The following is a 19,727-nucleotide window of genomic DNA, read 5'->3' on the forward strand; positions in this document are numbered from 1 at the left end:
ATGACATTACTGCCAGAATCACCCGATATGTACGAGTTGGCGGCGAGCTACGTCGCAGGAAAATGGGCCGCTGGCAACGATGACGAGAAGATCGCGGTGCGGTCTCCGGCGACGGATGAGCTGTTGGGCACGGTGGGCATCGCCGGCTCCGCCGAGGTCGATGCCGCGGTCGCAGCGGCGCGTGCTGCCTTGACCTCGTCACCGTGGTGTGACACTTCGCCGGCGGACCGAGCCGCCGCCCTGGGCCGGTTGGCCGACGGGCTGGCCGCCCGCAAGGGTGTCCTCGCCGATCTGACCACAGCCGAAATCGGCTCGCCACGGTCCTGGAGCACCTTCGGTCAGGTGCTCACCGCCGTCGGGGTGCTACGGGCGTACGCCGCGATCACACCGGACTACCCGTTCGAATCCACCCGACCGTCGCTGGCCGGCGGAAGGGTGACTGTCCGGCAGCTGCCCGTCGGCGTGGTGGGCGCGATCATCCCGTGGAACACGCCACTGTTCATCGCGGCGCTGAAACTCGGGCCGGCGCTGGCGGCCGGCTGCAGCGTGGTGCTCAAGCCGGCACCCGACGCACCGCTGAGCATCGGTCTCCTCACCGAAGTGATCGAAGAAGCCGGTCTGCCCGACGGCGTGATCAACATCGTCAACGGCGCGGCGGCGACCGGACAGGCGCTGACATCGCATCCCGACGTCGACAAGGTCAGTTTCACCGGCTCCACTGTGGTGGGCGCGCAGATTGCTGCCGCCTGCGGGTCGCAGATCCGCCGCTGCAGCACCGAGCTGGGCGGCAAGTCGGCGGCGATCGTGCTGCTCGACGCGCCGCTGGAATCGACGGTGAGCGGGCTGGTCGGCGGCGTGATGGGCAACAACGGCCAGCTGTGCGCAGCGCTGACACGAATCCTGCTGCCGCGCAGCCGCTATGACGAGTTCTGCTCCGCACTCACCGCCGCGGTGGAAAAACTCACGGTCGGCGATCCGGCCGATCGAACCACCGATATCGGTCCGCTGATCAACGAGGTCGCCCGTGATCGGGTCGAAGGTTTCCTACAGCGGGCAGACGCCGAGGGCGCCACCATCTTGACCGGCGGAAAACGCCCTGCTGGCCGTGGGTGGTTCGTCAGACCCGCACTGGTGGCCGCCAGCAACGCCATGGAGATCGCTCGCGAGGAAGTGTTCGGACCGGTGGCGGTGCTGATCGCCTACGACGACTCGCAAGGCGACTCCGCTGCGGTGAACATCGCCAACGACTCGCGCTACGGCCTGGTCGGGGCCGTATGGTCAGCCGACGACGACCGCGCGGCAACGGTGGCAGCACAGTTGCGGGCCGGTTCGGTCGCGGTCAACTCGACGGCCGTCCTGGACTTCGGCAGCCCCTTCGGCGGCTTCAAGGAGTCCGGCATCGGCCGCGAAGGCGGACCGGAGGGCATCGCCGGGTTCGTCGAATACCAAGCCATCATTCGCTAGTTCGGAAGGAACACTTCAATGGAGACCCAGGCAGCGGTGTTGTGGGAACGCAACAGCCCGTGGTCCATCGAGACCATCGAACTCGATGCACCCAAGCCACCGGAAGTGCTGGTCGAATTGCACGCTTCGGGCATGTGCCACTCCGACGATCACCTCGTCACCGGCGATATGCCTATCCGGCTGCCATGCATCGGCGGCCATGAGGGAGCTGGCGTGGTCAAGGCGGTCGGCGAGCACGTGTCCTGGCTGGCCCCCGGTGACCATGTGGTGTTCAGCTTCATCCCATCGTGCGGCAGGTGTCGGTCCTGTTCGACAGGCCACCAGAGCCTCTGCGACCTGGGCGCCAAGATCTATTCGGGCATGCAGATTTACGACGAGACCGCCCGACACCGGGCGAAGGGCCAGGATCTGGCGCTGGCGTGCGGTGTCGGATCATTCGCGCATCACACCGTGGTCCACGAGGCCAGCTGTGTGAAGATCCCACACCATCATCGGCTGGACCTGGCGTGCCTGCTGGGCTGTGGCTTCATCACCGGATGGGGTTCAGCGGTGTATGCCGCCGATGTCCGGCCGGGTGACACCGTGGTCGTCGCCGGCGTCGGCGGGATCGGTGCCGCCGCGGTGCAGGGAGCCCGGTTGGCCGGGGCCCGCACGATCACGGTGATCGACCCGTCGGAGTACAAGCGGGCCGAAGCCATCAAGATGGGTGCGACCCACACCGCCGCTGATTGGGGTCAGGCGAAAGACGTTGTCGCCGAGGCGACCTGGAATCGTGGTGCGGACAAGTTCATCTGCGCGATGGGTGTCGGCGACGGCCAGCTGGTGGGCCAGGCACTGGCGATGACGGCCAAGCGCGGACGACTGGTGATCACCAATATCCATCCGATGCTCGAGCGCGAGATCAGAGCAAACCTGATGGATCTGACCCTGACCGAGAAACAGATCATCGGGACGCTGTACGGGTCCGGCAACCCGCGGGCCGACATTCCGAAGATTCTCGAGCTGCACAGCGCCGGCCAGGTCGACCTAGAGTCGATGGTGACCCGGACCTATCCGCTGGAGAAGGTCAACGACGGGTACGCCGATATGCACGCCGGCGCCAACATCCGCGGGGTGTTGACCTATCCGGCGGCCGAGGGCTTGCGTTGACTCACGAATTGCGGATCGCTGCAGCGAGTTCGCGTGGGGCGTCGAGCATGACGAACGCGGAACTGTCCGGTATTTCGTCCAGGGTCGCGTGCGGGAACGCCTCCAGTAACCGGCGGGCGTGATCGAGCGGGAACAGGGTGTCGTCGGTCCCCCACGCCAAGGTGACGGGTTTCTCGAAGGCCTCGATGGCCGGCGCGGCGCGCAACGTCAAGGCAGGATCCAACGAGGCCGTCACACGCACCGCGTCACGACGGGCCGCCGCGCTGGTCGCGAACGCGCCGAAGATGTCGCGCTGCCGTGCCGGTGTGGGCGCGTGGCGGCACACGGCTTTGAGGAAGAAGCGCTGGCCCGGGCCGGTCGACAGCAGCCGCAGGATGGCACCGCCGATGCTCGAACTGACCCGGCACAATTTCACAATCTGGGCAAACGAGCCGGGCGGAAAGTGTTCGTAGCTATCACAATTGGTCAGCACCAGGCGGCCGATACGGGACGTGTCGAGCGCGATGTCGCCCAACGCGGCCAGGACCAGGCCGCCGCCGGTGTCATTGGCCACCACGGTGACATCGCGAAGATCCAGGGCGTCGAGAAAGTGGGCTACCCGGCGGGCGGCCGCCGCGGCACCGAGGTCCGCGTCACCGGTCGGCGTGCTGTGTGCGCCCAATGGCCAAGTCGGGACCACGCACCGAAAGTCGGCGCCCAGTTCCGCCACCACGTCATCCCACACGGCGCCGGTCACGTACACGCCGTGCACGAACACGACGGGGGGCCCGGCGCCGGTGTCGGCGTAGGCGATGTCCACCCCATCCACGCGAACCAGCTCGGTTGTCATCAAAGGTCTCCTTCACTCGCACCAGGTTTTCGAAGCTCCGGGATGCCTCGCGGACAGCTCAGACCTGAGCCGCGGATCGGCGTTGGAGCGACCGCACCGTGGTTCACCGCCAACACGATTTCACATACCGAGTGTATGCATTTAACATACAAAGAGTATGTTCACCTGGGATCGGGTGTCAACACCGGGGCACATTCCCGGTCGGCTGTGACAGACGCTCCGTCAGTGGCGGGAACCGAGCCCGGCGAGCAACTGGCTAATCGCCGCGACGCCTTGCTCGCGAGCAGCGGCCGGTTCGCGGGAATTGGCGATCACCAGGGCGGCCTCATCCACGGCTGCCAGCAGCACGTGCGAGAGAACGATCAGCGGCTGGGCCGGTAGCGCGCCTTCTAGAACTGCGCGTTCGAGCAGCCCGTGAATAGCGCCCACACCGTAGCGCCCTTCGAGTTCGCGCCAGGTCTGCCAGCCCAGGACCGCGGGGCCGTCGATCAGCACAATGCGCTGGACCTCGGGTGTGAGCGAGGCGTCGAGGAATCGCAGCAGCCCGGAACGAAGCCGACTCAGCGCATCACCGGATTCCTCCGCACCGGCGGCCGCGGCGAGCAGATCCTGTTCCACCTGTTCGAACACGGCTTGAAACAGGGCGCGCTTGTCGCCGAAGTGGTGGTACAGCGCACCACGGGTCCCGACGCCGGAGCTGGCGACGATCTCCTCAGTGGCTGTCTCGAAATACCCCTTCTCCACAAACAGGCGCCGCGCCGCGACGATCAGCGCGGCCCGGGTGGCCTCGGCTCGCACCGCGCGCGACGTTTTGGCGGCCGGCGCCGATGGCCGTGGACCTCTGGGCACCGGCTCAGTATATTGCCTACCGTTTGCAGGTGAATGACATTCAGACTGGACGTCAAAATCGGCCGAAGCGCCGGTCGCGACGCACCCGGCTCACACCGTCGCGTGCACCGGCTCCCAGCCACCGCCTGCGGCGGACCGGTGAGCGGCATCGATCACGGCGAGGCTGAGCAGGCCGTCCTCGAAGGTCGCCGCTGCGCTCGGCGCACCGTCGAATGCCGGCAGCCAGTCCTGAAGCATCAGCGCCATCGCCCGGGCGGCATGTCCGGCCAGCCCCTTGGGCAGGTGCTCCGGATGCGCCGGCTCGCGCTCGGCGACGGCCAGCGGGCTCAGCCCCTCAGCTGTGGCCGCGCCGGCCAGGTAACCGGTGGAGCGCAGATCGCCGTCGCCGATGATGGTGCCGTCGGCGCCGAATAATTCCAGGCGGTAGTGGTCGGCGTGCGCGCCCATCACCGACACGCTCAGGATGGCGGTCAACCCGGTTTCCATCCGCATCAACAGTGCGGCGGTGTCGTCGGCGGTGACGTGCAATGTCTCGCCGTCCGGCAGCTCGCGGCTCGCTTCGCTGGTGCGAACTTCCGCGCAGACGGAGTGCGGGCGGCCCAGCACGCTGCACAGGAAATCGAGGTCGTGCACCAGCATTCCGGCGAGGTACCCGCCGCCCTGGTCCCGGTCATACATCCAGCGGGCCTGGAGTGGATGCGTCGGATGCCAGTAGGACGCGCTGCGACTGACCCTGGCCAGGTACTGCTTACCCAGGAAACCGGAGCGGACTTTGTCGGCGACGGCCAACCAGTCCGGGTTCCATCGGTTCTCAAAACAACAGGCGGTGGGGCGGTTCGAGGCCCTGGCGGCGCGCACCATCTCGCGAGCAGCCTCAAGGTCTCCCGCCAGCGGCTTCTCGCAGAGCACCGCCTTGCCGGCGTCCAGCGCGGCCAGCGTCATCTCACGGTGCAGCATGGTCGGTGTGGCCACCGAAATGACGTCGAGGTCTTCGCGGGTCACGAAGGACCGCCAGTCAGTGCAGGTGTCCTCGATGCCCAGTTTCGCCGCAACACGGCCCAGCCGCTCGGGCGTGCGGGCGCACAGGGCGACCGGATCGAAGCCATCGGCACCACGGAACCCCGGAACCTGCACGTGCGCACCCCAACCCACTCCCACCACACCGACCCGCAGGGTCATCTGACCTCCTTGATATTGGCGAATCGACGGCCGAGGTAGCTCCGCGGCCGGCAGCTGACATAAATGTTAGATCCCATGACAGGGCCGACCAACAGAACGAAGAAAGCTGTACCGGACATGAGCCGAGAGGCTCAGTACTGTGCCATGCCCTGGTCGACCGACAGACGGGTGGCCGTTACATAACGCGACTCGTCGGAGGCCAGCCAGCACACGGCGGCGGCCACGTCTTCCGGCTCAGCGGCCCACTGCGGCAGAAACGGTGTCCCCATCGCGTTGAGCGTGGGATTGGTTTCGATCGCGGCGAACAGTGCAGCGATCATCTCGCCACCGCCCATCGGGGTGTTGACCGGGCCGGGATGCACGCTGTTGACCCTGATGTCGTGCTTGCCCAGCTCCGCGGCGAAGGCCCGGGCCATGCCCGTCACCGCGTGCTTACTGGCGGTGTAGTGCACCATGTACGGTTGCACCTTCACCCCCGCGTAGGAACTGATCAGGATGATCGAACCGCCGCGTCCGCCGTCGATGATCCGCTGCGCGCCGGCCATCACCGTGTTCCAGGTGCCTGTCACGTTCACATCGATGATGTCGCGGAACGACTCCGGGGTGATCTCGTTCCACGGCGCCGGGATACAGATACCGGCGTTGGCGACAATGACGTCCAGTCGTCCGTATGCCTCGACTCCCTTGTCGACAGCGACTCGCAGCGCGTCCAGATCGCGGGTGTCCGCGGCGACAGTGGTGATTCGGCCCCCTGCGGCTCGCACGGCCCGCACGGTCTCCGCCAGGTCCTCGGGTGTGGCGGACGGGTAGCGTACCGAATCGGGCAACGGGCCGGCCAGGTCGACGGCGATGATATCGGCGCCTTCCTCGGCCATCCGCACTGCGTGGGCACGGCCCTGCCCCCGCGCTGCCCCGGTGATAAACGCCGCCTTCCCCGCCAGCCGACCCGTCATCGCGATGTCCCGCCGGTTGCCGGATCACCGCCGTCGTCCAGGGCAAGCGCGCCCGTCCGCACCACGGTGCCCAGCAGGCCCAGATCAACGTGGGCCTCGGCGGCGGCCTGCTTGCAGGCAGCGATGTCCTTGCGCAGGAACGGTCCCGCCCGTTCGGCGAACCGGTCTATCCCACCGATACGTTCGGCATGTGAGGCGGCACCGCTTCGGGCGCTGCACACCTGAAGCGCCGACAACAACGCACCCGGATCCACTCCCAGGTCATCGCCTAATTGCGTTGCCGCGGCGAGCAGCTGGGCGTTGGCAGCGAACAGCAGATTGTTGATGAGCTTGATGGCCAACGCACTGCCCAGGTCGCCGGTGGCGACGACCGGATCTGCGTAGGCGGCCAGCACCGGCGTCACCGTCGCGACGGCATCGTCCGGGCCACCGACCAGCACGGTCAATGTGCCCGCGGCGATGTTCTCCGCAGTGCCGCTGACCGGTGCGTCCAGGATGACCGGTGCCGCAGCCGAACTGTCCCGCAACGCCTCCAGGGTGGATACGGTGCCGGTGGTGTGGGAGACGAAGACCGAACCGGATTTCGCATTGGCGATGAACCCGTCGGGGCCCAGCCCGGTTTCCCGCAGCTGCTCGTCGGAGAACAAACACGAGATCAGAATGTCGCTCTCCGATGCCAACTCGGCCACCGATCCCGCCGATGCGGCACCGCCGGCCGTCAGCCGGTCCCGGACCTCGGGGCGGCGGCTGTAGGCCAGTACGTGGTGTCCGGCTCCCAGCAATCGCATGACCATCGGCTCCCCGAGCTGGCCCGCTCCGATGAATCCGATTGTCTTGGTCACTGTCTTCTCCTAAGCATGGACGGCTGGGACTTGCACCACCGTGGGGAGCCAGCTCGCGATCCGCTAAGCGGGATCGACTCTAACCTAGTTACCTATGATGACGTCAGGCTTCGCCAAATCCGCCGGGACGCCCCCTGTCGCCGGCACCCGGGACGATGAGTCCCGCGCCCCGATGGACGCGCACGCCTGGGTGGCGACACGACACAACGCCATGGTGGCGGCGCCGCCGAGTCAGCGGCCCTGCGTCGTCCAGTCCGAATGCAGGCCGAAGACAGCCGTCACGCTCCCGCAAGGACACGGCAGAATTCCATCTTGTTGCCGTCGGGGTCGTAGAACCAGAGGAATTCCGCATTCCGGCTGCCGCGCACCCCGTGCGAGTCGACCGGGAAGCCGTCGACGACTTCGCGGTCTCTGAAATGGGCACCGCGACTTTCAAGTTCGCGACGCAGGCCGGCCAGGGACTGACGGGTCATGAAGACCAGCACCGGCGGGTGGTGCCGATGCCCGCAGTCCTCGTCGCCGAGATCGGTCTCGCTGAGAAAAACCTTCATCCCGGCGAGAACGAACGTGGCGAAAGACGTGCTGACACCTTCCCGGCTGGTGTCCGTACCACGGTGAACAGGTCCCGCACCGAACACTGCGGTGTACCAGCTGATAGCGGCGCCGAGATCACTCACGTGGACGGTGATCGAGGCACTTACGCGGTCTAGAACATCCAGCACGTCTAGGCCATGCTCACGGTCTTGATCTGGAGGAACTCCTCGAGCCCCTGCCGTCCGCCTTCCTTGCCCATGCCGCTGATCCCGACCCCGCCGAACGGGCGGGTGGCCCCGAGGTTGGCGGCGCCGTTGATCAGCACCTCTCCGGTCTCCAGTTCCTCGGCGACCCGGTGGGCACGGCGCAGATCGGTGGTGAAGACATATCCCGACAGTCCGTAGGGCGTGCTGTTGGCGATGTCAATGGCCTGATCGTCGCCGTCGAACGGGATGATCGCCAGCACCGGTCCGAAGACTTCGTTCTGCGCCAGTTCCGAGGACGGGTCGACGTCGGCGAAAACGGTGGGCTGCAAGTAGAATCCGTCCGACAGATCACCGCCGATGCGCTGGCCACCGGTGATCAGCCGCGCACCGTCGAGCTGGGCTCGCTCGATCATCCCGGTGATCCGGTCGAGGGCCTGCCGGTTGACGACCGGCCCGGAGACGGTTTCTGGCTCAAAGGGATTGCCCACCTTCAAGAACCCGGCGATGGTCCGCACCCGCTCGATGACCTCGTCGTACACCGGCCGCTCGACGATCATCCGGGTTGGCAGCGCACAACCCTGGCCGCTGAGCACCCCGACCGAGAACATCGTCCCGACACCGCAGGCGTTGTCGAGATCCGCGTCGGCGAACACGAGGTTGCCGGATTTGCCACCAAGCTCCATCACCGCGGGCTTGATCAGATCCGCACACGAACGCAGGATCTTGCGGGCCGTGGCGGGCCCACCGGTGAAACTGACCTTCTTCACCAGCGGATGCTCCACCAGGGCCGCACCGGCCTCCGGGCCACCGGTTGCCACATTGATGACGCCGTCGGGAATCCCGGCCTCGGCAGCCAGGTCGACGAACAACCCCGCCGTGAACGGGGTCAGCTCGGACGGCTTGATCACGACGGTGTTGCCGGCCGCCAGGGCGGCCGGCACCTTCATCGCCAACGAGATCAGCGGCCCGTTCCAGGTGATGATGGCACCGATCACCCCCCACGGCTGAGCCAGCGTGTAGCTGAACTCGCCGTCGGTGCGCAGGGACGCGGTGACCTCGCTGCTGATCTTGTCCGCCCAACCCGCGTAGTACCGAGTCCATTCCACGGCGACCGTAGTCATCGCCGACGTGGCGCCGACGGGCGTGCCGTTATCCATTGCGCCGAGCTGCGCGAAGTCGGCTGCATGATCCTCGATGAGGTCGGCCAGTCGCGTCAGCATCCGGCGCCGGTCCGCGGGCCGAGTACGTCGCCATTCCAGATAGGCGGCGTGGGCCGCCTGCACGGCCCGGTCGATCTCCGCTGGCCCGGCGAGCGGAACATCAGCATCCGGCCGACCGGTGGCGGGATCGACGTGCCGGTACACACCGCAGGATCCGGTGGTAAGACGTTCGGCGCCGATACGCAATTCGACTGCTAGGGCGCTCGATGTCGACTGTTGCGCTGGTCATCGTCGTAACCTCTCCCGGCCGTTACCGCACCGCGAAGCCGGCATCGAGCGGCCAGGCGGTGCCGGTGATGAATTTCGCTTCGTCGGAGACCAGGAAGGCCACCGCGCCGGCGATGTCTTCGGGCATCAGAATCGGGATGGGCAGCGCGTTCTGCATCGCGCTGACGGCGGTGTCGCCCGCTTCGAACAGCTTGCCCATGGTCTCGTTCATCACCATGCCGGTCGCCACCCCGGTGGGATGGATGGTGTTGACGCGAATGGAGTACTGGGCCAGTTCGTTGGCCCACACCTGCATCAGCCCGACCAGACCGCGTTTGGACGCGGTGTAGGCCTGCCCGCCCGCCCGGTCGGTTCCGGTGCCCTTGAGGCCCGCGCTGGAACTTGTGATGACGATCGATCCGCCGCGGCCACCGTCGATCAGTGCGGGGGTCACGGCTTCGACGGTATTCCACACGCCGATCAGGTTGACATCGATGATGTCGCGGAACGTCTGCCGACGGTCCCCATCTGGGCTCAGCCGCACGACCCCGGCGTTGGCGATGACGATGTCGAGGCGACCGAACTCTGCGAGCCCGTCGGCAACGACCTGCTCGACCGCATCGGCGTCGCGCACGTCGGCCTGGCGCGCGACGATACGCCTGCCTTCTTTCTCGACGAGCTTCACGGTCTCGTCGAGATCTTCCGGACGCGCGTTCGGATAGTCGATGGAATCGATGTCGCGGCAGATGTCCAGCGCGATGATGTCCGCGCCGTCGGCGGCCAGTCTGACCGCGTGCGCGCGACCCTGACCGCGGGCGGCGCCGGTGATAAAGACGACCTTGCCGTCGAGCTTCGACATTTGGTTCAGCTTCCTGTCGTGTGACCGGTCAGACTGGCGGTGTGAATTCGGGCTTGGCGCAGGCCTTCCTGCGGGTCGTCGACTTCGATGTCCCAGTTGTCGCAGGAGCACGTACACCGATAGTGGCCGTTCTCCGGCAGGATCGCCTGCCCGTCGCACGACCCGCCGGTGTTGGCGACGCCGGCAAAGAATTCCAACGGCTTCTCATGCAGTGCACTGTCATCGGACACGTCGCACACTCCTCATGCGGTCGCAGGTTCGGCACGAAAGATCGGCAGCATCCAGCCGTCGGAGATCGAGGCGAAGTCGACCCGCAGTCGCATGCCGATCGACACCTCTTCGGGGGCAATGTCAACGACGTTGGACACCAGCCGCGCGCCCGGCGCGTCGGGCAGATCCACCACCGCCGCCACCAAGGTCAGATCGGGCATCCCGGGAAATCCGTGCACCACCGCGAAGCTGTACACCGTTGCCTTACCGGAGAGATCGATCCAATTCACGACCTTTGACCGGCACTGGGGGCAGAACGGTGTGGGCGGCAGACGGAAGGTGCCGCAATCGCCGCACTGCGGAGCCACCAAACGTCTCTGCTTGGCGGCAGCCCAGAAGGGCTCGGTGTCCTTGTTCACCGCAATCCGGACGTGTTCGCCGGGAATTGTGGTCGCCAACGTGGCGGTCGGAGTGTTCACGCCGCCCTCCCCAGGATCAGTCCGCTGACCGGAATGCTGGCGGGGCCGCCGGTGACCAGCGCCAGTTCGGCGTCGGCGACCTGGTTGATCGCCGTCCCGCGCATTTGCTCGACGCCTTCCATGATGTGGGTCATGCCGATGATGTAGGCCTCCGAGAGTTGACCGCCGTGGGTGTTGACCGGAATGGACCCACCGTCGTAGCGGATGGCACCGCTTTCCACGAACGCCCCACCTTCTCCTTTGGCGCAGAAACCGTAGTCCTCCAGCTGCATCAGCACCATCGGCGTGAAGTGGTCGTACAGCAGGGCCACGTCGATGTCTGCGGCGCTGATGCCGGCCTGCCGGTAGAGCCGGTCGGCGATGGGCTTATTACCTGACGACGCAAAATATTCGTCCGGCATACCCATCCAGGCGAACGCCCTGCCCCAGTCTTTGACGCCGCCATGCGCCGCGGCCACCACCGGCACCGCCGGCTGCCGAAGATCCTTGGCGCGATCGGCGCTCGTGGTGATCACCGCCACCGCCCCATCCGTCTCCTGACAGAAGTCGTAGAGGCACAACGGTTCGGCGATCATCCGCGCCGCGAAGTAGTCCTCCAGTGTCAACGGTTCGGGGTGCATCGCCTTGGGCCGGTTGGCCGCGTTGACCCGGGTGGACAGCGCGATTTCCGCGAACGCCTCACGCCGCGTCCCGTAGAGGTGCATGTGACGGCGTGCCAGCACAGACATCAGCTGGCCCGGCCCGAACAGGCCGGACGGTTGCAGGAACGAATTGATCGGGTCCGGTTCCATCGCCGAGAACACCGACCCCAGCCGCTGCTTGGACTGCTGCAACGCCATCACGGTCACCACCACCGAGGCATCGCCGGCCACAATGGCCGCGCGCGCCAAACCGATCGCACCGGCCGAGCCCCCGCCCCCGGAGGTCAGCGCCGCGGTAAAACGCACTTCCGGAATCCCCAGGGTTTCCATGAAGTCCGCGGTGTCCATCTTCTCGGTGTAACCCGCGCTGGCACCCGAGTAGTAGGCGAAGCCGTCGATGTCGGTGACCGGCAGGCCGGCGTCCTCGCACGCCGCCAGAATGGCCTCGCCCGCAAGCTCGGTGATGCTCTTGGGCAGCGAGTCACCGCGCTTGTAGTACGGCGTCGCACCGATACCGACGATCGCGACGTCGCGCAAGCCAGAATGCGCCGAAGTTGTAGTCACGCGCGGCTCAGCCGAATTCGGCCGGGATCGGCGGCACGTCGGGGAAGAGCTCATAGAACGCGCCCTGGGTGATTCGTAGCCGGGTCTGGTCACTGACGCCGTCGAAGAGCCCCTTGAGTGTGTCCTGGGTGTGACCGAACGTGCCTTCCATGTGCGGGTAGTCGCTGCCGAACATGACGTTGCGGTACCCCATGTGATCGAAAGCGGCCACCGCAGTCTCGTCGTGCTGGAACGATGCATACACCTGGCTGTACAGGATCTCCTTGGGACTGCGAGTGAGCTTGGGCCGCACCGCCATATGGTGTTGACGGTAGCCCTCCAGCAGGCGGTCACCGAGGAACGGAACCCACGTCGCGCCCCCCTCGGAGATCAGTACCTTCAGATTCGGATGACGGTCCAGGGCGCCAGACGCCACCATCTTCATCGCCGCCCGCTGACCGGAGAACGTCGTCTCGGCGTAGTTCATAATCGCACCGCCCGGGCCGCGATAGACCATGCCCGCCCCGCCGGAGGCGCCACCGACAGTCATATCGACCGGGTCGGTGCCGATGTGGAAGGCAATCACGATGCCGGCCTCCTCGGCCGCCGCCCAGAACGGTTCCCACTCGTCACGGTGCCAGTCAGGCGCACTCGGATGCGGTGTGGTGGGAAGGAAGACCGCCTTGAAGCCCTTGCCTGCCGCCCAGTGCAACTCCTCGATCGCATCCTCGACCACCAGCGTGGACACTTGCGCCGTCACGACGTATCGCGGCGACACCGCGACGATGTCCTCCAGGGCCCACTCATTGCTGGCCCGCATGCACGCCTTGAGCAACTCCGGTGTGCGGAAGGTTGATCCCCACATGCCCAGCGACGGGAAGATCACCTCACCCCACACGCCCTCCTTGTCCAGGTCGCCCAGCCGGGCTTTGGCGTCCCGGACACCCTGCGGCTTCATGCTCTCTTCGATGAACGCCACCATCGCCGACGACGGCAACTTCCGCCGGAAGATCTGCCCGTCCACCCATACCGTCTCGTATTCGCCGTCAGGATCCTTCTCCGCGCGTGGTGTCAGCTCCGCCAGTCGCTTGGGCAGCCGCGACTGCCACAGATCGTCGGGCTCCAGGAAATGGGAGTCACCCGAGTTCGTCCAGATCATGCTCATTGCTCCTCCATGGGGCGGGTACTCGGCTGATGATGCCAGTTTCGCCGAAGGAAGTCCAGCATTTTTAATGATGAATCATTAGTCTTTTCTTGTCGATTGGCCCCGTAGGGCGCGACCGCAGCGGAGGCGGCCCAGTGCGCGAGGTTGACGTTGATGCGACCGCCGCTACCTGGTGCCGCACCCGAGCTGGATCGCCGCTATTTAATTCAAGCTGACGCATGCGGACATCTGCGCGCGCAGAAGGCCCAGCCGCGTCCGCGTGCCCCAGTCCGGCGCGGCGCCCGTAATTAATATGAATGCATTACTCTGAGGCAATGATGTTGTGGAGCACGCGGTGACCGATGAAGCCCCGATGCGGGGCGGCTTTCCGCAGATCCGATCCTGGCACGGGCCCAACCTGCGCAATCCGGGCGGAGGAACTGAGTACGGGGAGATGATCGCCGCGCTTCGGGAATTCCTTGACGCCGTCGCTGCAGCCGCCCCGACCATTGCGGCGTCGACGGAGCTGGAACACGACCTGCGAGCGTGGACCGGCCGGCTGATCGACGCCGCGGTACCGGAAGGTCGGCAACTCTTCGCCCGGCGCCTGGATCTGCCAGGCCGCGGACAAACCATGGCACCCCCGTTCGTTCCCATATCCGGCGATCGCGACAGCGTGCAGGGCACCGTCAGATTCGGTCGCTACTTTCTTGGCGGCGGTGGCGCGGTACACGGTGGTGCCATCCCGTTGCTCTTCGATGAGGTGCTGGGCCAACTAGCCAGCTCCGGAGACCGGGCTCCGGCACGAACGGCGTACCTGCACACCGACTATCGCTCAATCACGCCCATCGAGCAGGACCTGGCGGTGCGGGGGTGGTTCGTCAGCGAGCAGGGACGTAAACGCGTGCTGCGGGCCGAGATCACCCACGGCGACGTCCTGTGTGCCGAAGCCGAAGGGTTGTTCATCGAGCTGCGACCCGATCAGCCTTGAGACACGTCAGCGGCGGGGCATGTCGGCAGCCTCACCCGGCAGCACCGAGCGACCGGTCCGGGTCGGCCGCGGTGTTTTACGGATAACGTCCATCACACGGAAAGTGGGAATATCGTTCCCTAATAGCCTGCGTGCTAATTTTGGGAGGCAATATTCCTACCATCGGAGCACGGCATGACGGGTGACGGACGCCAATCTGAACGGGATGCGATCGTGCGGGCGGCGTACCGACTGATCGGCCGCGACGCGAGTTCGACCACGTCGATCGAGAACATCCTTCGGAGCGCGCGGGTGAACAGACGCACCTTCTATCGGCACTTCGCGTCGAAGGACGACCTGATCATCGCAATGCAGGACTGGGCCGGCGAACTGATCCTGTCCGGCGTGCGCCAGGCGGTGGACACGGCGGTGAGCCCGCCGGCAGCCGTGGCCGCTTGGATCGACGAATACCTGAGCATCGGATGGGACGAAGCGAGATTCCGCGACGCGCTGGCGTTTCTGTCTTCCGAGGTCACCGGCGCGCCCGGTATCGCCGCGGCACTGGAGGCCACCTACGCCCGCCACCGCGAACCGCTGGCCGAGGCACTTGCCGCCGGCCTGGCCGACGGCTCTCTGCCCGGCGCCCGACCCGAACTCGACGCCTTCGCAATCCACGCCGTCGCTGTGCGTCATGTCGAGGCGCGCATCCGCGGTCACCTCGACAAGGACTTCGGTGAAGTCCGCGACGCGGTGGTGCGGCTCGTACTGGCCGGCCTGGCTGCACCCGCGCACTACCGAAAATCCGAGTCTCCGTCGACGTCGAGGTCCGCGCCCGTCGCCTAGGTGTTTGGCATTCCAGAACGACGGCGACGTCGCCGGGATGCGCCGACGCCAGCCACCCGAAGTGTCGCCGACACTCCAATGGCTGGAATTCGAGCGCTCTGGGAGCTATTGTCGGACGTGATCGGGAATGGCGTTCCCGACCACGTATGGGAGTTTCAGCCAATACCGTCCTCGGACGGCTACCCACCCTTGGTCCGTCGGCTCCCTTCAGCGGGCGACGGACACTCGACGAGAGGATCTAGATGGACGGCCTCGAGACATCCCCGGGCGCGCATCTCGCCTCCGGCTACTCGGTGAAGCGGTGACGTCTACACCTCAGTGGGCAGCGCCCGAGCCCAGGCATGCCGCCGTGGTCTGCATCGAATGCCAAAACGGCGTTCTGGGAAAAGATTCGATCCTGCCCGCGCTGGCTGCCGACGCTCAACCCGCGCTCGCTGCGATCGGGCAGCTACTGGCGATCGCCCGATCCGCCGGCGCGCTGGTGGTCCACACCCCCTTCGCCGGCAGCCTCGGCGGCAGCCCGGGGACCGCCCCCCTGATGCGGGCCACCGCGCGTGCGACCGCCGACTGGGCGCCCGGCCACCCGGCAACCGAGATCCTGGCCACACTGCTCGATCCCGCCGACCTGGTCGTCCCCCGCCACCAGGGAGTATCACCCACGTGGGGCACCGAACTGCTGCCCCTCCTGCGCGCCAAGGACATTCACACGCTGATCTTCGCCGGAGTGTCCCTCAACGTCGCCATACCGCTGGCGGTGGGACAGGCAGTTCACGAAGGGTTTCACGCGGTGGTCCCGCGCGACGCCGTCGTCGGCACCCCGGTCGAGTACGGCCAACTCGTCCTGAAAAACACCATCGCCATGCTGGCCCGAATCACCGATGTCGCCGAACTGGCCGCCGCATGGCACACGAGCGAGCATCAACAATCAACCACGACAACAGATTCGGTTCAACCACCGAGAAAGGTCGATCAGCGATGACGATGTCCGGTGAGGTCTACGAACGATTCATCCGCCGCTGGTATGAGCTGTGGAACGACCAGGACAAACAGGGTTGGCTCCAGCATTGGAAGGCCGCCGCGCCCGGGGAGCCGACCCTAGAGGATCCCGTCGGAACTCCGGTTAAACGAGGCTGGGCACTGGCCGAGGAACTCTGGGATCGCACCGGACCAAACCATCCAGCGGTGCGCATCGAACAACTGATCCTCGGCGGTCCCGAAGCAGTAGTGGTCTGTCACAACGAAGGCACCTACCGCGGGGAACCACTGATCATCCCCAGCGTCGACGTCTGGCGGCTGAATCCCGACGGCAGCAGCGCTGTTCGCAGCTTCTGGGAGATTCCCGACCACATCCCCTACGGCAAGTGGACAGCCAGCACCGGCAACGTCCCTGCGAACTGACTCGTGGCGCTCATCGCCCGCCAGGCCTGGGATAAATGCCGGCACCATCATGGCGACCTCGGTCGAGGCCGGCCTTGCGTGGCGGCCATACCTGGCCACGGGACCGCGGAGACCGACCGATGACGGCCTCTCTGCCATCCGCTGGAAGGCCGGTAGCCTTCGTCACGGGCGCCAGCCGCGGTATGGGTGCGGCGACTGCGATCGCGCTTGCCGAAGCCGGTTTCGACCTGGCGATCACGGCTCGCACCATGCGCGAGGGCGATGGGCGACGGGACGCACCGTGGGCTGGTTTGACTGACCGCCGAACACTACCCGGCAGTCTGGAGCAGGTCGCGCTGAGCGTCGAACGGACTGGAGCCAGGGCACTGCCGGTAGCCATGGATCTGCTGGATCACGATGCCGTCGTTCGGGCGGCCGATGCGGCACTCGACGCTTACGGGCGGGTGGATCTCGTCGTCAATATCGGCGTCTATCAGGGCCCCGGGGCCATGGACTACTTCCTGGACACTCCGATCGAGCTGTTCGAGCGGAGCTTGCAGGCAGACGTCGTCGCACCCGCCATCCTGCTGCAGCAATTGCTGCCGGGAATGATCGAACGCGGCTCCGGCACGGTGATGAACATGACGTCTTATGTGGTCGTCAACGATCCGCCCGCGGCCGGTCCGGTGCACGGGTGGAGCGTCGCCTATGCCGCGGCCAAGGCCGGGATCGACCGCTTCGGCAGCGTGCTCAACGTCGAGCTGGGCGAGCGCGGCATCACCGTCTACACCCTGGATCCCGGCTTCGTCAGCTACGGGGACGCGTTGGCCGAGCAGCGCCGCAACTACCCCGACGCCCCAGTCTCTCCGCCCGAAGCCATCGGCGCCGCCATCGCCTGGCTGGCGACGACACCCGAGGCGCGGCAACTGCGCACGAAACGGATCTACCTGCCCGGACTGGCACGCAAGAATGGCTTACTTCCCGGCTGGGCAGGGCCGGGAAGTGACTACGAACCTGAAGGACCCGCCACCCATGACGAGGAGCCACTGACGTGACGACTTTATCCAAGGTCAATGTCGGCCTCTACTTCGATCTTCGCAATCCTCGGCAGTGGCGGCGCGATCCCGCCCGTGTCCATTCCTTCGCCCTGGAGATGTGCGAAGAAGCTGAACATCTTGGTGCTCACTCGGTTTGGATGACGGAGCATCACCTGTTCGACGACGACTACATGGCTGCACCCCTGACCTTCGCCGCCGCGGTGGCAGCCCGCACCAAACGTGTTCGCATCGGTACGGCGATCGTGATCGCCCCCCTCCATCACCCCGCCGAGATCGCCGAGCAGGCCGCGGTCGTGGACCTGGTATCGGGTGGTCGTCTGGATCTCGGACTGGGCGCCGGGTATCGCATCCCCGAGTACGAGTTGTACGGACGGAGCCTGGACCGCAAGTACGGCCAAACCGACGACAGCGCCAGGGAGATTCGCCGCCTGTGGGCGCCGGGTGGCGTGACACCGCGCCCCGTCCAGGAGCCGCCGCCGATCTGGATGGGTTATCAAGGGCCCCAAGGAGCCCGCCGCGCGGGCTTACTCGGCGAGGGACTCCTCTCGGCTGAAGGTCGCCTTTGGGAGCCCTATCGGGCCGGGCTCATCGAGGGCGGTCACGATCCGGCCCGCGGTCGCATGGCCGGCGGTATCCAAGGCTGGGTCACCGACGACCCGGATCGGGACTGGCCGACGGTGGCCACCCACCTTGCGTATCAGCTCGATTCGTACAACAAGCACGCCGTCGAAGGCACCGGTCGAGACACACCAAGACCGATCGACCCCGATCGGCTTCGCGGCCGAGAAGCCAAGGCGCAGAATTACTTCTGGTGCGAGACTCCCGAAGCGATGGCGGGTCGCGTCCGTGGGATGATCGGCGATTCTCCGACCGAGACCGTCTTCTTCTGGGTTTCGCTCGGCGGAATGCCCGAGGACTGGTCGCTGCGGCACTTGCAGACCATCTGCACCACGCTCGCTCCACTCCTGGCCGCGGATGGCCGTTCAGAAGGGATAGACCCATGATGTCGCCAGACGAGCTCGAAGCCCGAATCGCGGTCGCCCACTTGTTGGCTCGCTACCAGTACCTCGCCGACTCGGGACAAGTCAAGTTGCTCTCCGAACTCTTCGCCGTGGACGGTGTCTTCGAGACCAACAACGACTCCTACATCGGACCCGAAGGAGTGCTCGGCTTCTTCGCCAGTGTCAAGGGCGCCTTCATCGCTGCCGGCTTCACCCCGGCGCGCCACTACCTCAGCACCGTTTACGTCGAACCGGGCTCGGAGGGGACTGCGACGACGTACGCCTGCTTTCAGTTCGTCGGCACCCGGGGCCTGGATCACTGGGGCACCTACACCGACGAGGTCGTCACGGTCGACGGTGAGCGGCGCTTCGCGCGCCGGCGTGCGATCGTCGAGGGCTGCGTCCCGGGTTCTCCGGTGGAGAGCCTGCTGGGGATCACCTCGAAAATCTCGCCCTAGCTAGCGCCGTGGCGCCAGCGATGCCGCGAGCAAGTCACGCAGGATGCCCTCTTCGCCGCCGTCTTCCGGGCTGGCGGGCTCGGTCATGAGGCTGAAGTTGATGCGGGTCACCCAACGCGCCAACGTTTCTGGTGCAACATCATCGCGCACTTCGCCGGCGGCCGCGGCGCGCGCAATGCGGCGCCCGAGGACCTTCGCCAATTCGCTACGCCACAAGTCTGAGGTCTCGGCCGCATGGAAGGTGTGCCCGGCTTCATCGTTGCCGATCAGGAGCCTCGTGGTCGGCGACGTTCGCGCCGCCTCGTTGCCCGCAAGGCATGCCGCGACGAGTTGCTCGAGAAACGGCTCGTCGGTCTGCCAACATGATTCGATCGAGACGAAGATGCCGGCCAAGGCCCTGACCAAGGAGGCCACGAGCACGGCTTCTTTGTTCGGGAAGTAGTAATAGACCGTGGAGCGGTTCACTCCGGCCTTGCTGGCGATGTCGCTCATGCGGGTCCGCATCGGCCCACGCTCGGCGTAGCACGCTTCAGCCGCTGCGAGCAGTCTTTCCTTTGCTTCTTCCTCATTCAACGGAAGGTCCGCACCCCACGCACCGGCCCGGTTCGCGTCTGGCTTCGACGTCACGAGGCCTCACTTTACCCACGCGACACACTGACCGTGGCCAACACAAAAGCACAATGTGTCGCAAGATCGGCACGGCCGTTCCCCG

Annotated in this window: 22 protein-coding genes; 9 read left to right on the plus strand and 13 right to left on the minus strand. The window is 66.1% G+C overall.

The window, feature by feature from the left end; translation table 11 throughout:
* Both DQP56_RS01875 and DQP56_RS01880 read left to right on the plus strand, forming a co-directional pair.
* Entirely contained in the window at nt 1–1,464 is a 1,464-nt protein-coding gene (locus tag DQP56_RS01875; protein ID WP_112683289.1) for an aldehyde dehydrogenase, read from the plus strand.
* 18 nt (nt 1,465–1,482) lie between these two features.
* A complete protein-coding gene (locus tag DQP56_RS01880; protein WP_112683290.1) occupies nt 1,483–2,613 on the plus strand; it encodes a Zn-dependent alcohol dehydrogenase in 1,131 nt (376 codons plus the stop codon).
* Nucleotide 2,614: 1 nt separating this feature from the next.
* Here the strand turns inward: DQP56_RS01880 and DQP56_RS01885 are convergent, their stop codons facing one another.
* The 12 genes from DQP56_RS01885 to DQP56_RS01940 form a co-directional block, all read right to left on the minus strand.
* The gene (locus tag DQP56_RS01885) at nt 2,615–3,442 is read right to left on the minus strand and encodes an alpha/beta fold hydrolase (RefSeq protein ID WP_165824859.1); all 828 of its coding nucleotides are present in this window, start codon (nt 3,440–3,442) and stop codon (nt 2,615–2,617) included.
* Nucleotides 3,443–3,664: 222 nt separating this feature from the next.
* Entirely contained in the window at nt 3,665–4,240 is a 576-nt protein-coding gene (locus DQP56_RS01890; protein WP_234825455.1) for a TetR/AcrR family transcriptional regulator, read from the minus strand.
* A 141-nt stretch (nt 4,241–4,381) separates the two neighbouring features.
* Entirely contained in the window at nt 4,382–5,470 is a 1,089-nt protein-coding gene (locus DQP56_RS01895; protein ID WP_112683292.1) for a Gfo/Idh/MocA family protein, read from the minus strand.
* Between the two features lie 131 nt (nt 5,471–5,601).
* Nucleotides 5,602–6,423: a mycofactocin-coupled SDR family oxidoreductase gene (locus DQP56_RS01900; RefSeq protein WP_112683293.1), complete on the minus strand. Its 822-nt coding sequence runs from the start codon at nt 6,421–6,423 to the stop codon at nt 5,602–5,604.
* Entirely contained in the window at nt 6,420–7,265 is an 846-nt protein-coding gene (locus DQP56_RS01905) for an NAD(P)-dependent oxidoreductase (protein WP_112683294.1), read from the minus strand. The genes DQP56_RS01900 and DQP56_RS01905 overlap by 4 nt, the downstream gene beginning before the upstream one ends.
* Before the next feature lie 278 nt (nt 7,266–7,543).
* Nucleotides 7,544–7,987 carry a VOC family protein gene (locus DQP56_RS01910; protein ID WP_353617086.1) on the minus strand — a complete coding sequence of 148 codons (444 nt, stop codon included), beginning with the start codon at nt 7,985–7,987 and terminating at the stop codon, nt 7,544–7,546.
* Nucleotides 7,988–7,989: 2 nt separating this feature from the next.
* Complete coding sequence (locus DQP56_RS01915; RefSeq protein WP_234825456.1) at nt 7,990–9,411, minus strand: aldehyde dehydrogenase family protein; 1,422 nt, start codon at nt 9,409–9,411, stop codon at nt 7,990–7,992.
* A 64-nt stretch (nt 9,412–9,475) separates the two neighbouring features.
* Nucleotides 9,476–10,291: a mycofactocin-coupled SDR family oxidoreductase gene (locus tag DQP56_RS01920; RefSeq protein ID WP_112683296.1), complete on the minus strand. Its 816-nt coding sequence runs from the start codon at nt 10,289–10,291 to the stop codon at nt 9,476–9,478.
* Nucleotides 10,292–10,296: 5 nt separating this feature from the next.
* Nucleotides 10,297–10,521 (minus strand): hypothetical protein, encoded by a 225-nt coding sequence (locus DQP56_RS01925; RefSeq protein WP_112683339.1) that lies wholly within the window; start codon nt 10,519–10,521, stop codon nt 10,297–10,299.
* 12 nt (nt 10,522–10,533) lie between these two features.
* Nucleotides 10,534–10,980, minus strand: a complete 447-nt coding sequence (locus DQP56_RS01930) for a Zn-ribbon domain-containing OB-fold protein (protein ID WP_112683297.1) — start codon at nt 10,978–10,980, stop codon at nt 10,534–10,536.
* Nucleotides 10,977–12,185 carry a thiolase C-terminal domain-containing protein gene (locus DQP56_RS01935; protein ID WP_112683298.1) on the minus strand — a complete coding sequence of 403 codons (1,209 nt, stop codon included), beginning with the start codon at nt 12,183–12,185 and terminating at the stop codon, nt 10,977–10,979. The genes DQP56_RS01930 and DQP56_RS01935 overlap by 4 nt, the downstream gene beginning before the upstream one ends.
* 7 nt (nt 12,186–12,192) lie before the next feature.
* Entirely contained in the window at nt 12,193–13,329 is a 1,137-nt protein-coding gene (locus DQP56_RS01940; protein WP_112683299.1) for an amidohydrolase family protein, read from the minus strand.
* Nucleotides 13,330–13,762: 433 nt separating this feature from the next.
* On the opposite strand from DQP56_RS01940, the gene DQP56_RS01945 reads away from it, so the two are divergent.
* From DQP56_RS01945 to DQP56_RS01975, 7 genes are all read left to right on the plus strand, one after another.
* A complete protein-coding gene (locus tag DQP56_RS01945) occupies nt 13,763–14,299 on the plus strand; it encodes a hotdog domain-containing protein (protein ID WP_112683340.1) in 537 nt (178 codons plus the stop codon).
* Nucleotides 14,300–14,473: 174 nt separating this feature from the next.
* A complete protein-coding gene (locus DQP56_RS01950; RefSeq protein WP_112683300.1) occupies nt 14,474–15,121 on the plus strand; it encodes a TetR/AcrR family transcriptional regulator in 648 nt (215 codons plus the stop codon).
* A 301-nt stretch (nt 15,122–15,422) separates the two neighbouring features.
* The gene (locus tag DQP56_RS01955; RefSeq protein ID WP_234825458.1) at nt 15,423–16,100 is read left to right on the plus strand and encodes an isochorismatase family protein; all 678 of its coding nucleotides are present in this window, start codon (nt 15,423–15,425) and stop codon (nt 16,098–16,100) included.
* Nucleotides 16,097–16,519: a nuclear transport factor 2 family protein gene (locus tag DQP56_RS01960; RefSeq protein WP_133258878.1), complete on the plus strand. Its 423-nt coding sequence runs from the start codon at nt 16,097–16,099 to the stop codon at nt 16,517–16,519. The genes DQP56_RS01955 and DQP56_RS01960 overlap by 4 nt, the downstream gene beginning before the upstream one ends.
* A gap of 290 nt (nt 16,520–16,809) precedes the next feature.
* On the plus strand, nt 16,810–17,553 hold the full coding sequence (locus DQP56_RS01965; protein ID WP_165824860.1) for an SDR family NAD(P)-dependent oxidoreductase: 744 nt from the start codon (nt 16,810–16,812) through the stop codon (nt 17,551–17,553).
* On the plus strand, nt 17,550–18,560 hold the full coding sequence (locus DQP56_RS01970; protein WP_234825459.1) for an LLM class flavin-dependent oxidoreductase: 1,011 nt from the start codon (nt 17,550–17,552) through the stop codon (nt 18,558–18,560). The genes DQP56_RS01965 and DQP56_RS01970 overlap by 4 nt, the downstream gene beginning before the upstream one ends.
* The gene (locus DQP56_RS01975; protein WP_234825460.1) at nt 18,557–19,015 is read left to right on the plus strand and encodes a nuclear transport factor 2 family protein; all 459 of its coding nucleotides are present in this window, start codon (nt 18,557–18,559) and stop codon (nt 19,013–19,015) included. Before DQP56_RS01970 ends, DQP56_RS01975 begins: the two co-directional genes overlap by 4 nt.
* On the opposite strand, the gene DQP56_RS01980 is transcribed toward DQP56_RS01975, so the two are convergent.
* Nucleotides 19,016–19,642, minus strand: coding sequence for a TetR/AcrR family transcriptional regulator (locus DQP56_RS01980; RefSeq protein WP_234825461.1), 627 nt, complete (start codon nt 19,640–19,642; stop codon nt 19,016–19,018). It abuts the gene before it with no gap.
* Between the last annotated feature and the right edge of the window lie 85 nt (nt 19,643–19,727).

Origin of the sequence: Mycolicibacter senuensis (assembly GCF_003284925.1) — a bacterium.
In the GTDB taxonomy this organism is placed as follows: domain Bacteria; phylum Actinomycetota; class Actinomycetes; order Mycobacteriales; family Mycobacteriaceae; genus Mycobacterium; species Mycobacterium algericum_A.

What these genes read in the sequence shown, in the direction of transcription:
- DQP56_RS01885 (WP_165824859.1), bottom strand. Translation starts at nt 3,442, where the DNA reads ATGACAACCGAGCTGGTTCGCGTGGATGGGGTGGACATCGCCTACGCC.
- DQP56_RS01880 (WP_112683290.1), top strand. Translation starts at nt 1,483, where the DNA reads ATGGAGACCCAGGCAGCGGTGTTGTGGGAACGCAACAGCCCGTGGTCC.
- DQP56_RS01900 (WP_112683293.1), bottom strand. Translation starts at nt 6,423, where the DNA reads ATGACGGGTCGGCTGGCGGGGAAGGCGGCGTTTATCACCGGGGCAGCG.
- DQP56_RS01920 (WP_112683296.1), bottom strand. Translation starts at nt 10,291, where the DNA reads ATGTCGAAGCTCGACGGCAAGGTCGTCTTTATCACCGGCGCCGCCCGC.
- DQP56_RS01945 (WP_112683340.1), top strand. Translation starts at nt 13,763, where the DNA reads ATGATCGCCGCGCTTCGGGAATTCCTTGACGCCGTCGCTGCAGCCGCC.
- DQP56_RS01960 (WP_133258878.1), top strand. Translation starts at nt 16,097, where the DNA reads ATGACGATGTCCGGTGAGGTCTACGAACGATTCATCCGCCGCTGGTAT.
- DQP56_RS01950 (WP_112683300.1), top strand. Translation starts at nt 14,474, where the DNA reads ATGACGGGTGACGGACGCCAATCTGAACGGGATGCGATCGTGCGGGCG.
- DQP56_RS01875 (WP_112683289.1), top strand. Translation starts at nt 1, where the DNA reads ATGACATTACTGCCAGAATCACCCGATATGTACGAGTTGGCGGCGAGC.
- DQP56_RS01940 (WP_112683299.1), bottom strand. Translation starts at nt 13,329, where the DNA reads ATGAGCATGATCTGGACGAACTCGGGTGACTCCCATTTCCTGGAGCCC.
- DQP56_RS01895 (WP_112683292.1), bottom strand. Translation starts at nt 5,470, where the DNA reads ATGACCCTGCGGGTCGGTGTGGTGGGAGTGGGTTGGGGTGCGCACGTG.
- DQP56_RS01975 (WP_234825460.1), top strand. Translation starts at nt 18,557, where the DNA reads ATGATGTCGCCAGACGAGCTCGAAGCCCGAATCGCGGTCGCCCACTTG.